Consider the following 12,885-nt stretch of genomic DNA (forward strand, 5'->3'; position numbering starts at 1 on the left):
AGAGATAAAAAGCGATTACAACATTTCTGTAAGAATGAAAGGAATAAATTAAATGACGTTGATTTTGGTGATTGTGTATGTGTCCTTTATCAGTTTAGGACTGCCAGATTCATTGCTGGGCTCTGCTTGGCCAGCTATGTATCAGGGGTTAGGGGTTTCGATTTCTTCAGTCAGCTGGATTTCGGTTATTACGACTGTAGGAACAGTGGTGTCCAGCTTACTAAGTGGGAGAATGTTGAAACGATTCGGTACAGGAAAAGTGACACTGGTCAGTATCTTCCTTACAGCGGTTGCTTTACTCGGTTTTGCTTTTTTACCTGCGTTTTGGTGGTTATGTGTCTTAGCGATTCCCTTAGGATTGGGAGCAGGATCGGTGGATGCGGCACTAAACAACTTTGTGGCATTATATTTCAAAGCCAGCCATATGAGCTGGTTACATAGTTTCTGGGGATTGGGAGCAACGCTCGGGCCACTGATTTTGTCTTTTTTCATTGCGCGTGGCAGTTGGGAAAACGGATATTTAACGATTGGTATTCTACAGCTGGCCTTAGTAGTGATTATAGCTACTGCATTACCTAGATGGAAGAAAATAGAGCAAGCTGACACTCGGATGGCTGCAGAAGACGAAGAGAAACAGCAATCTAAAAAAAGTGTTATCCAACAATCGAGTGTTAAATTATCGGTATTGTCTTTCTTTTTGTACAGCGCCATAGAAACGACTACTGGATTATGGAGCAGTACTTATCTCGTAGAATACAAAGCCTTACCACCTGAACTGGCAGCTCGGTGGACGTCGCTGTTTTTCTTAGGCATAACGGTAGGAAGACTGGTTTCCGGCTTTTTAACCTATACGATCAACAATAAAAACTTGATTCGTATCGGACAAGTGATTTGTGCGGCTGGTAGTGTGGTATTGATTTTGCCGTTGCCTGACTTCTTTTCAATGATTGGACTGTTGTTGGTCGGTTTAGGATGTGCGCCTATGTATCCCAGCATGATGCATGATACGCCAAATCGATTTGGCAGAAGTGCATCTCAGTCAGTCATGGGGCTGCAAGTGGCATTTGCCTATATTGGGAGTTCTATTATGCCGCTTGTTTTCAGCGGATTAGTTTCAATGAATACCATTGCGCTTTTTCCCTATTATATTTTATTCAGTATCATTCTCATGACGTGGAGTTCAGAAAAAATGAACCATTATTTATTCACCAAAACCAATGATCTTTTGGGCAAATGAAGGATAAAAGAATGAAGAACGATGCATAATTAATTAAGCAGGCAGCTTTCTCTGATCAGGGAAAAGCTGCCTCTTTATTTTAATGATCAACAATTGACAAAGACAGGACTGTGTATATAGAAGGTGTATAAACCGTTTTCTTCGTAAATATGTCGCTAAGAATTTATAATAAATACAAAGCTACACTAAAACGGAGGTGGGAGAATGTTAAAGGACTTTTCATTTAAAGAAACCGCTAATCTGTATACCAATTTTAAACGCAAAGAATTAGGGGAGCGGTTAGCAAGAGCACAACGCCTAGTGAAAAATTTGGACATTCCTGTGCTGATCATTGTTGACGGCTGGGAGTCTTCTGGAAAGGGATATGTCATCAAAGACTTAGTCCGTGAATTAAATCCGAAATCTTATAAAGTGAGTGTTTTTGAAACACCAACAGAAGAAGAAAATGCCCGACCATTTTTGTGGCGTTTTTGGGAAAAAATCCCTAAAAAAGGAGATGTTGCTATTTTTGACCGCAGTTTTTATTTCAAATTATTAACGGATTTGTCGATCAATAAAGAGGAATTGGAGCAAGGAATTCAAGACATTAGTCTCATTGAAAAAGAACTGTTGGATGATAAAGCGATCATCTTGAAGTTCTTCTTGCATCAAAAAGAAAAGACGCAACAAAAAAGGATCGATGAATTGAAAAAAGATCCTTATAGAGAATTTATGATCAGTGAGCGGGATGAAGAACAGTATCAGCATTATAAAGATTATTTGGAACACTTTGAACAGGTTCTGGAAAAATCTGATTTTCCTTTCAGTCGTTGGCATATCATTTCTACGGAAGATAAAAAAGCAGCTTCTGAACAAGTATTAGGCATGTCAATAGATTTAATTCATCAAGGAATCGACCGTATCATGGGGATGAAAAATGGAGGCGTTCAGCATTTTCGGGAATACTCTGAGGTAGAAAGACCGTTAGAAAAAGTCGATTTGACTCTTAGTTTATCAGATCAGGAATACGACGAACGAAAAGATGCCCTTCAACTAGAAGCGCAACAACTGGCTTTCCAGCTCTATACTAGAAGAATACCGACTATTCTTGTTTTTGAAGGAGTGGACGCGGCTGGAAAAGGCGGTGCTATTGAACGACTGACTCGAGAAATGGACCCTCGAGGCTATGAAGTGATCACTACATCTGCGCCCAATAAGTTAGAAGAACAATACCATTATCTATGGAGATTTTATCAGAATTTTCCTAAAAGAGGAGATATCAAGATCTTTGACCGCAGCTGGTATGGTCGTGTAATGGTCGAAAGAGTGGAGGGATTTGCATCGGTTGAAGAATGGGACCGGGCATACGAAGAAATCAATCAAATGGAAGCTCAGTTGACTAATTTTGGTACGCTTGTCGTCAAGTTCTTTCTGTACATTGATAAAGAGGAACAATTACAACGCTTCAAAGATCGTGAAAACGAGCCAGATAAAGTGTACAAACTAACCGATGAAGACTGGCGAAATCGTAAAAAATGGGATGAATACATTGATTCAATGAATGAAATGCTGGTACGTACGAGTACATCAACAGCACCATGGACAATCGTAGCAGGAAAAGATAAAAAATACGCTCGTATCCAAGTGCTCGAAACGTTTATTAATCAAGCAAAAAAGATTATTGCTGAACATCAAGAATCGAATTAGGAGGAACTAAAGTGTCTAAAAACACCTATTTAGAATATCCAGAAAAATTGTATGACAAACTGATTGCCTTACGAGAAGAGGTTGTTGAAGAAGGCAATAAATTATATGACAAATGGCAACCGTTTTTAAAAAAAGAGCATAAGGAGTTAAGTGTTCGTAATTTGGCTTATTATCTAGTACTGCGGAATCATGACATCCGTAAAATCCAAGAAGGTTTAACACCGTGGGGACTATCCTCACTTGGAAGACTGGAATCCAGAGTGTTGGACAATCTAAATGCTGTTATTTTGAGCTTAGGAAAGATATTGGAAAAGGATATAGGCTCGGAACAACTGGAATATCCGTCTATCGAGTCCTACATTTCTGGAAATGAAGAATTGGAAAAGAATACAGCCACGATATTTGGAAAGAAACCAAAAGAACGCTTTACCCGTATCATGGTGACCCTGCCTAATGAAGCGGCCAAAGACAGTTCTCTGATAGAGAAATTAATGAAAGCAGGAATGAATGTCGGCCGCATCAATTGTGCACATGATGACCCTGAAACCTGGTCAGCTATGATTAAAATGATCCGCAAATGTGAGAAAAAATTGGGGCAAGAGTGCCAGGTGCTGATGGATATAGCTGGGCCTAAAGCTCGAGTCAGTTGGACTTTCACTACGTTAAAGAAACCAAAAGTAAAAGTGGGGCATAAGTTTCTATTAACGGGTGCTGAAATACCTGAAAAAGTAAATGGCGTTGATTTGGTATTAGGCTGCAGTGTTCCTGAAATTTTAGATGATTTAAAAAAGGGCGACCCTATAAAAATAGATGATGGAATTGTAGAAGGGATAGTGAAAGAAGTCATTGATGAGGGAGTCATGATCGAGGTCAAGAAAGTGGACTCTAAAAAAGGGGTTCGTTTAAAAGCAGAGAAAGGACTGAATTTTCCAGAATCGGAATTAAAAATGGAATTCCTTACTGACAAAGATAAACAAGATTTGGATTTTGTCTGCAAACATGCAGAAATTATAGGTTTTTCATTTGTAAAAAATGCAGAAGATGTGCAGCACATTCAGGAAGAATTGCAAAAACGAATGACGGAGGAAAAGGCTCTTTCTGTTCCTTTGATGGCTAAAATAGAGACCGTTGAAGGTGTGCTGAAGTTGCCTGAAATCATAGTAGCAGCAGCCGGACAAAATCCTTTTTCCGTCATGATCGCTCGTGGGGACTTGGCAGTTGAAGCTGGTTTCTTGAGATTAGCTGAATTGCAGCAAGAGATTCTCTGGATTTGTGAAGCGGCAGACGTGCCGGTAGTATGGGGAACGCAAGTATTGGAAAATATGGTTGCCAGCGGAATCCCCACTAGAGCAGAAGTGACGGATGCAGCCCAAGGTAGTCGTTCAGAATGTGTGATGTTGAATAAAGGAGAATATTTAGTAGAAAGCGTAGACTTCTTAGCCGAAATCATTAAACAAATGCACGAGCACGAATACAAAAAGACCCCTAAATTAAGAGCATTGAGCATTGCAAAACGCGAAGTTGAAAAAGATAACTAAATCAAAAGAGGCAATCGAGGTGGACTCAATGGCAATAGTTGGAATGGAATTAATGTTTCGGATCGATGATTCGTTTTCTCTAAAAGATAAACGAAGCGTAGTCAAAAGCATGATTCATAAAATGCATGGCAAATTCAATATCAGTATAGCGGAGATTGACAAGCAGGATATGCTGAATCAGGGTGTTATTGGCATAAGTGTAGTTGGAAATGAATATCAACAATGCCATACAGTTTTAGACAGAGTGCTGGGCGAAATCGAAAAAACATATGCAATAGAAGTGTATAAAATTGAACGATTTGAAGCGTGAATGAGAGATCTGCGCAACTTTTTTAAGAAAAGAGCAAAGGAACAGCGTGTAGTTCATGCGTAGCTGATTGGCTGGTTTGGGTTTGAGATTCTATTGGACTTATGCCAGCCAATTTTAATTTTAGTCATGTTTATGAATGCTTCTGGAGAGAAAAGGGCACGGATTCGAATAGAAAACGTGGATTATTAGTCAACTGAGTATTATATGACTGCTCACTTGATTAATAAAGTACGTTTACTCTTCAAGCCGCAACCAATTAAACTATCACTTGACTAATAAAGTAGATTTATTCCTCAAGTGAACATAAGATAAAGCCCTACTTGAGGAATAAACATAACATAACCGTCATGCTGGCTATCCTAAGCACATGTTTCTCTCCATTTAATCACCGTATCAAAAAAAGAGCTGGATTCAGGATAGGAATTCCTATCCTGAATCCAGCTCTTTAAAATGAAGATTATTTACCCATTTCCCCTTTTAGACGAGCTAGCTCGTCTTCAACTGCAGCAGATCCTTGAGAAGAGTATTTTTCTTCCAATGATTTTGCTGGATCTTCGGGTTCTTGGTTTAATTCAGACATGGCATTGGCTTCATCCAATCTGCGAGATGCTTTTTCTTCCATCCGTTGGAAAGCACTCATAGCACCTTCTGTTTTTCCAATAGAGTCACTGACATTATTAAGTTTTTCTTGTGTATCTGCCACAGACATTTGTGCTTTGATCATTGAACGGCGGCCTCTAAGTTTTTCAATATCCGAAGCCAATTTGTCATGCATTTGACGCATCTTTGAGGCATTTTCATGTGCGGAAGCGTATGATTTCGCCAACCCAGTCCCGATATCTTCCAATTCTTGTTTTTTAGCTAGGAAAACACGAGCATCATCATCATTACCAGCTTCAACAGCTTTTTTGGCAAAGTTTGTATATTTCATAACTTCTGCTTCATTCTCATCTACTAAGCGTTTTGATTTGGTTTCTTCAGCCATAACACCAGCGGTATTTTGTTTCACTTCTGCTAAGTCTTCCATCATGTCGCGCAGGTACTGGTCAATCATTTTTTCCGGATCTTCCATTTTGTCGATGATTGCGTTGATATTTGCACTAATGATATCTTGGAACCGATTTAAAATTGCCATGTTGCATTCCTCCTAAAAGTGGGTTTATTTTTTATTGTCGTTCTCATATTTTTTTGCCAAATCTTCTGCTGCAGAATCACCAAAAGTATCTAGAGGTTTACTCAACATTTCTTCTGTACGTTTAGCTTCTAAGTTCTTTTGTTGTTGTTTTCGTTTCCACCAAGTGTAAAGCAAGAAAATCAATATTACGATACCTAAAATGATAAAGACGGTGATCCATGGAGAGCGGGTTACTTCCATCATTCTATCTGCTGCATCACGAAACGAGTTACTGAAAAATTCTTCTTCAGTTAGACTCTCATCGTAATAATTCCTATCCAGATAGTCCAACAAAATGTCTCCGGCTTCAGTATCGATCACACTTTTTGCCTGCGTTCCAGTCACATAGTAATCCATGTAATTGCCGTAGTCAGCTTCACTTCTTTGGAAGAATACCAATAATAAATGAGCTTCATCGGTAAATAATTCATCATATAAATTTCGCGAGAATTCCTCTAGTTCAGCGCTGGTAGGTGATGTAGAACCGTTTATGTTATCTGTGATATAGACATGCGGCTGAACTCCAGTTTCATTATAGAAATGGTGTAGTCCGTCTGTCATAACGGTTTGATTACCAATCCAACCTGCTTGATCAGTGTAGTAATCAGTTTCATTTACAGAACCTTCAGGTAGTGCTTCTCGTTCTATAGTGGAACGGGTGATATCACTGCTGCCGCTGGTACCGATTGAACTGGAACCAAAGAAATACAGAATAGCTCCGATAACCAGTAAAACGATAATTAGGGTGCTGCAACCAGAGCTGCCGCAACCTCCTCCGCCGCCACCAGTACCATAATAACGTCCACTGCGGGGTCTTGAGCCATAGAAGGGACGAGTTGGAATAAAGATTGGTCTTGAAGGGCGGTTGTAACCACCTCTGTTTCTCGAAGAACCTCCAAAGCCTCCAAAACCGCCACTGCTTCCTCTGCCACTCCCGAAGCCGCCTCCGCTTCGGCCGGCTCCACCACGACTGCCCCCGAAAGATCCTCCTCCTCCGCGACTACCGCCGCCTCTACTGCCGCCACCTCTACCCATATGTGTGTCACTCCCTTAATGCAACCTAATGCTAGTATCCTAAATCTAGCACAGTGTGTTAAACGCTGTCAATTTATATGATATTGCGAAGTAACGGAAAACTCTATACCCAGTAATAATATAAGCAGTATTCACGAATATAAAAATGTACAACGTAACTTTCGCGCTATCAAACAAAAAGCAGTATAATGTAAGCAAATAACAGAGCGCCCTAAAATAGCGACTTTTTTGAAAAGCAGCAGTGCTTACTTAGGTAACTCAGGATAATGAAGAAGAGAGGTGAAAACAGATGGTAGTAAAAGCCAGTCAGCTATTTGTTAATTTACCAGTGGAAGATCTAAAAGCGTCAAAAACATTTTTCGCGCAACTAGGTTTTGGGTTTGATGAGCGTTTTTCGGATGAGAATGCAGCTTGTTTAGTTTTGGGACCTAATATGTATGTTATGTTATTGATGGAAGAATTCTTCAGCAGTTTCACCCATAAAGGCATAACAGATACCACTAAAGAAAACGAAAATATCCTAGCCATTAATCTTTCTTCTAAAGAAGAAGTAGACGAAGTATTCAATAAAGCTCTTGAAGCAGGAGGAAAAGACAAATCAAATCCTGGAGAAGAAGAAATGATGTATTTTAAACGCATCAGTGATTTAGATGGTCATTTGTGGGAAATTAGTTTTATGGATTTCAATCAATTCGATAATACAGAATATACAACCTATGGATAACTAAATAGGACAATGTGAGGAGGGGGAGACTGTTGTTGAGCCCTCTTTTTTGACGCTTATTTTACGAAAAGGCGAATTTGTTGTAAAATGAGAGTATTATGTATAGAAAGTCGGGGTTAGTATGGAATCTGCAATAGATTTATGGATCATTAAGGGAATGCCTAAGGAAACTTTAACAGATCACTTAATGAGTTACAAAAAAGATACTTTGTTCCAATTAGCTGTACAGCATCAAGTAGAGGTAAGAAAAAGTTATACTAAGGCAAAAATCACCGAGTTATTGATTCCAGTAATCAAAGAACATTTTTCAACTGAATGGAGCTACTTTTCTTCAACCGAAAAAGAAGCGTTTCTGCAACTGCAGAATGCTGAAGAAACAGAGTTTAGACAACTGCAAAAATGGATTGAAAAAGGTTATTTATTTGTATATGTAGACAGTGGACAAATAAAAATGAAAATGCCGAACGAGTGGACTGAACAAATAAGCCAAGACTCAACTGTATCAACTAGCAATGAGACAGGTAATTTTGGTTCTTTTTATCGTAACGCCGCAACTTTTAAGCAAATATTCGGCTACATAAATGTCCATTACTTAGTAACGGTTTGGAATCGGTATTATGAAACAAAATTAGAAATAGAAGAAGCTGGCAAAATGCTGAAAGAGAAGAATATCTTATCTTAATGAAAAAATCATTTGAAAAAGCATTATTTTTCTAAAAAAGGTTGCTATTACAGCAAATAATAAGATAGACTAATGAAAGATATAAAAAGGTCAGGAGTAATATTCATGAATGGTAAAGAAACAACAGCCAGCACTTCAACTAATGGGCTGGTAACATTGCTGCAATCAAACACAAAAGACGTGATGATGAATATTGCAGACAAGCACACTATAAAAGTTTACAAAAGTCATACAAAAACTAAAATGGCTGAAAGTATGAAAGAAAAGATGCTGGAAAACCTTCCTCATCTATTAAGCTCTATGGATAACAACAGTCAAGGAACGCTTAGAAAGGTTCTTTCGTTTAAAGAAAATGAAACGATTTTTGATGTCCTAGATGCTAAACCCTTAGCTGCCTTAGCTGAGTATGGATACTTATATGTGGAAGAAGAAGATGGTGAATTTCAACCTTTCTTAGCAGATGAAGTAAAAGAAATAATCGAGAGCTTAGAGGATAACGAAGAATATACAGTAAAAGCTGCTAAATACCAAGAGTTTTCAATGTATGTGACGGCATTGCTCCATTTATACGGCATGTACACAGTAGAACAATTTGTGAAGGTGTGGAATGAGCACCATAGTGAAGCCATCACTGAAGAAAATGCCAGTGAGTCTATTACTCACTTAGCGGATTGGGATATTCAGTTCATCTTCAATGAGAATCTTATCACTTCGGTATTATTTGATGCAGAGGGGATTGAACAAGAAAGTCTGAAACGTATCCTTCACATAGCTTACTTCATGCCGACTATAGAAGATATTCAGTATTATGAAGACCATTGGATAAATGCGGATTTATTGCAATACTTGAACATGAAAAACTTCCTTACTCGTAAGGAGTTTGGTGAAGATACGAAGAATATCGCTTTGTATACGATTGTTGAAGGAGCTGTTATTGGCAAATCTGGAGAAAAACTGTACCAAGATTTGACTAAGCGTGGATTCTCATTCGACAGCAAAGAAGAAGTTATGGAATTTGTGGAATTGTTTAAAGAGCTGAGAGAACATTCAAGAACTTGGCACAATCACGGTTTTACGATTCAAGAATTAGCCTCAAGCAAAATGGTTCAATCTGCTAATTTAAAACCGGTGAAACAACCTGTAACGGTGCACAAAGTTGGACGTAATGATCCATGTCCATGCGGCAGCGGTAAAAAATACAAAAAGTGTCATGGAAAATAAACAAATAGAATAGAGTTACCGAAAGGGACTGTTTCAAAATCGAGTATCCATACTCGATTTTGAGACAGCCCTTTCTATTTTTAACACTATCCATTAAAATGAAATCAACAGATACATCCATAAAGATAAGGTGGGATGAAGATTGTGGCAAAACTTAAAACAAAAGAAACAGATCATAATGTGGATGCATTCGTAGATTCTATTGAAAATGAACAGCAGAGACAAGAAACAAAAGAATTGATCTGGATATTTAGAGAAGCGACTGGTTTTGATGCTAAGCTGTGGGGAGAAAGCATCATTGGTTTCGGTAGTTACCATTATAAATATCCTTCTGGACATGAAGGTGACAGTGCTCTAGCAAGTTTTGCTCCCCGAAAAGGAAAGTTTTCGCTTTATTTGTGGTTGAATGAAGAGAGAAAAGTTGTACTATTGAATGAGTTGGGCAAGTACACTAAAGGAAAAGGTTGCGTGTATGTCAAACGTCTATCAGATATCCACATAGATGCTTTAACGCGTTTGATCAATGAGTCTGTAGACTATTTGCAGAAAGAGCATGGCATGAACTAAAAGAAATGCGAAAGAAACGGTTGGGTGGTAAACCAATCTTTGAAGGAGAAGAGAATGACAAGATTGATGATAGATTCCGGCTGCGATCAAAATGAAATGATGCAAGCCAATTATGACTATGAAGTGGTGCCTTTGAGCATCACGATTGCAGAAAAATCGTATTTAGATGGTGAAGAGATCGCATTAGATACAGTCTATGATTATATGCGACAAGGAATAGTTCCCAAGACCTCGCAAATTTCAGCTGAGTCTATGATGAAAGCATTGGATAAATACGTTGCAGAAAAAGAAGATGTGATTTATTTAGCTCTATCATCGGAACTTTCAGGAACGTATAACTTAGGGTATCAAATCATGCAAAGTTATAAAGAAAAATACCCAGATTTAAAGTTTACTGCTGTAGATTCTAAAGGTGGAGCTGGTGGTAGTGCTTTGATTGCACTGCAACTGTTGCAAATGATTGAAAAAGGCTGTGCTTATGAAGAAATTGTAGACTTTGCCATATGGAGTGCGGATCATATGGAATACCACTTTACAGTGTCCAATTTAGAATGGTTGGTTAAGGGTGGACGTTTACCAAAAGTAGCAGGCCAAGTTGGAACAGCATTAAATATCAGACCTTACTTGAAGTTAGAAGAGGGCAGGATAAAAATTCAAAAATTGATTCGCGGAGAAAAAAGAGTGTTTAAACGCATTCTTAAAGATGTCCAAAATGGGGTGGGAGAGTTTACGCAGCAAACAATTGGAATTAGTCATGCAGATGATGAGGAAATCGCAAAAATAATTGGTGAAAAAATTAAAGAGATCATTCCAGAAGCCAACATAGAACTGTTCAAAATAGGAGCAGTACTCGGGCCACACATAGGAATCGGCGGAGTAGGCGTTTTCTACTATAATGAAAAACCAGAGCGCTAATCAAGGCGTTTAGCTGCCTTGATTAGCGCGTTTAAACCAGAGCGTGGAGCAAAATGTTAAGACTTACGAGAGAGTAAATTTTGGTCAGCACAACGCATCTAAGCAGACTGGAGATAACCTCTACAGATTGTAAGATTACGAGTTATAGGGGATTTAGTTAACAAATGCTCACAAAAAAAGAGCCATTAGGAGTTGAAAACCTAATGACTCTTTTTTTAGATTAAGCATTTTGCAATTTAGAAACGGTCTTTTTTAAACTGGCTTCTAAATAAGTAAGTTGTAATCCCAAAAGCCAATAAATCAGCGGTCGGTACTGCAAAATAGACTCCATATAAACCAAAGAGATTAGAGAATAAAAGAATTAATGGAATGAGCACAATAATTTGCCGCATCAAGTTCAAGAAGCTAGCCAGACGAACCTCGCCAATAGCTTGGAAATAATTGGCCCAGACAATTTGAATCCCAACTAGAGGAAATGCCAGTACCCAGATACGAATAGCAGGTACTCCTAGTTCAACGACTGCTGGTTCTTGATTAAACATCATCACTACAAATTCTGGGAAGATCTGAATCGCTAAAAAACCAAGGGTGGTAATGGCTCCACCAATAATGGACCCCAATTTCAATACTTCTTTGACACGGTCACCTTTCCTAGCTCCATAATTGTAGCTTGTGATCGGCTGCATCCCTTGTATCAAGCCTGAAACAAACATGATAATCAAAGTAACGGCACTGGTAATAATCCCGGCCACAGATACGGCTACATCTCCTCCATAATTTACTAAAGTATTATTTAGAATAATGTTTAACACGCTATTAGCGATTTGGAGCATAAAAGCGGGGATACCTATAGAAAGAATAGAGATGATGTAGAATTTTTTTAAAGCCATGTTTTTGATCTTTAACTTAACATTGCTTCTAGCACTCAAAAAGTAAAATAACTGCCAAATCATAGAAAGAAATTGACCACCAATTGTGGCATAAGCAGCTCCCGCCATGCCCCAACCCAGTTGGACGATAAAGATATAGTCAAAAATAATATTGAAACCTGCTCCGATGAGCATACTAATCATAGAAACTCTAGGACTACCATCTGCCCGAGCAAAATTATTCAGTGTCATAGCAATAGCTTGGAAGATAGCTCCATATAAAATAATACTTAAATATTCCTCTGCGTACGGCAGGACATTAGCACTAGCTCCCAAGAAAACCAAAATCGGCTCAATAAATATATTTCCGAAGATCATAAATAGAGCCCCTAAAAGAATAGCCAAGGTCAGTGCATTTCCTAAATAATGCTGCGCTTTATCGGTTTCTTTTTTACCTAAGCTAATGGAGAAAATAGTAGCTCCACCAACAGCAACCATTAACGCAAAGGCTAATAACACCAATGTTACCGGATAGGTAATCGACACAGCTGCTAAACCTAGCGAACCTAGACCAGGGGCGTTTCCAATAAATATTCTGTCTACAATATTGTAAATCCCGTTTACCATCATTCCAATAATAGCCGGAATAGCAAATTCCATTAACAATTTCGGAATTTTTTCTGTACCTAAACGATTTTCTTCGTTCATTTAACGGCCTCTTTTTCTAAAAAATAATAATACTATAAAAGTATCAATACACAGGAAGGTTGTCAATACAGAAAATGAATAATTGAAAAAGAATATCGTTCGAACGTGATAATGTCCTAAGTAGGTCGAAGCATAAAATGTCCCAAAATGATAAAATAAAATCATGAAAAGGATAATACTAACGATGAATGAAGATAAGAAATATAAAGTAATAAAAGC

11 protein-coding genes and 1 pseudogene are annotated in these 12,885 nt (G+C 38.3%); 9 read left to right on the top strand and 3 right to left on the bottom strand.

Annotated elements, in window-relative coordinates; all coding sequences use genetic code 11:
* Positions 1 to 52: 52 nt before the first annotated feature.
* From ACEN4I_RS11300 to ACEN4I_RS11315, 4 genes are all read left to right on the top strand, one after another.
* Positions 53 to 1,237, top strand: a complete 1,185-nt coding sequence (locus tag ACEN4I_RS11300) for an MFS transporter (protein ID WP_407102993.1) — start codon at positions 53 to 55, stop codon at positions 1,235 to 1,237.
* A 204-nt stretch (positions 1,238 to 1,441) separates the two neighbouring features.
* Positions 1,442 to 2,923 (top strand): phosphate:AMP phosphotransferase, encoded by a 1,482-nt coding sequence (locus tag ACEN4I_RS11305; protein ID WP_407096444.1) that lies wholly within the window; start codon positions 1,442 to 1,444, stop codon positions 2,921 to 2,923.
* Between the two features lie 11 nt (positions 2,924 to 2,934).
* Complete coding sequence (locus ACEN4I_RS11310) at positions 2,935 to 4,461, top strand: pyruvate kinase (RefSeq protein WP_407102992.1); 1,527 nt, start codon at positions 2,935 to 2,937, stop codon at positions 4,459 to 4,461.
* 28 nt (positions 4,462 to 4,489) lie between these two features.
* On the top strand, positions 4,490 to 4,771 hold the full coding sequence (locus tag ACEN4I_RS11315; RefSeq protein WP_407102991.1) for a DUF503 domain-containing protein: 282 nt from the start codon (positions 4,490 to 4,492) through the stop codon (positions 4,769 to 4,771).
* Positions 4,772 to 5,228: 457 nt separating this feature from the next.
* Here ACEN4I_RS11315 and ACEN4I_RS11320 read toward each other — a convergent pair whose 3' ends face one another.
* Together ACEN4I_RS11320 and ACEN4I_RS11325 are read right to left on the bottom strand one after the other, a co-directional pair.
* A complete protein-coding gene (locus ACEN4I_RS11320) occupies positions 5,229 to 5,906 on the bottom strand; it encodes a PspA/IM30 family protein (RefSeq protein ID WP_407096441.1) in 678 nt (225 codons plus the stop codon).
* A 24-nt stretch (positions 5,907 to 5,930) separates the two neighbouring features.
* Complete coding sequence (locus ACEN4I_RS11325) at positions 5,931 to 6,980, bottom strand: hypothetical protein (RefSeq protein WP_407102990.1); 1,050 nt, start codon at positions 6,978 to 6,980, stop codon at positions 5,931 to 5,933.
* Between the two features lie 289 nt (positions 6,981 to 7,269).
* Here ACEN4I_RS11325 and ACEN4I_RS11330 point away from each other — a divergent pair, with 289 nt between their 5' ends.
* From ACEN4I_RS11330 to ACEN4I_RS11350, 5 genes and pseudogenes are all read left to right on the top strand, one after another.
* Entirely contained in the window at positions 7,270 to 7,704 is a 435-nt protein-coding gene (locus ACEN4I_RS11330; RefSeq protein ID WP_407102989.1) for a VOC family protein, read from the top strand.
* A gap of 121 nt (positions 7,705 to 7,825) precedes the next feature.
* Positions 7,826 to 8,386, top strand: a complete 561-nt coding sequence (locus ACEN4I_RS11335; protein ID WP_407102988.1) for a hypothetical protein — start codon at positions 7,826 to 7,828, stop codon at positions 8,384 to 8,386.
* A gap of 1,125 nt (positions 8,387 to 9,511) precedes the next feature.
* Positions 9,512 to 9,607, top strand: a pseudogene (locus ACEN4I_RS11340) (SEC-C metal-binding domain-containing protein); the annotation flags it as partial.
* Positions 9,608 to 9,751: 144 nt separating this feature from the next.
* A complete protein-coding gene (locus ACEN4I_RS11345; RefSeq protein WP_407096437.1) occupies positions 9,752 to 10,174 on the top strand; it encodes a DUF1801 domain-containing protein in 423 nt (140 codons plus the stop codon).
* A gap of 54 nt (positions 10,175 to 10,228) precedes the next feature.
* Positions 10,229 to 11,089, top strand: coding sequence for a DegV family protein (locus ACEN4I_RS11350; RefSeq protein ID WP_407102987.1), 861 nt, complete (start codon positions 10,229 to 10,231; stop codon positions 11,087 to 11,089).
* A 236-nt stretch (positions 11,090 to 11,325) separates the two neighbouring features.
* Here the strand turns inward: ACEN4I_RS11350 and ACEN4I_RS11355 are convergent, their stop codons facing one another.
* Complete coding sequence (locus tag ACEN4I_RS11355) at positions 11,326 to 12,666, bottom strand: MATE family efflux transporter (RefSeq protein WP_407102986.1); 1,341 nt, start codon at positions 12,664 to 12,666, stop codon at positions 11,326 to 11,328.
* Positions 12,667 to 12,885 lie beyond the last annotated feature (219 nt).

Origin of the sequence: Desemzia sp. FAM 23990 (genome assembly GCF_045528485.1) — a bacterium.
Lineage (GTDB): Bacteria > Bacillota > Bacilli > Lactobacillales > Carnobacteriaceae > Desemzia.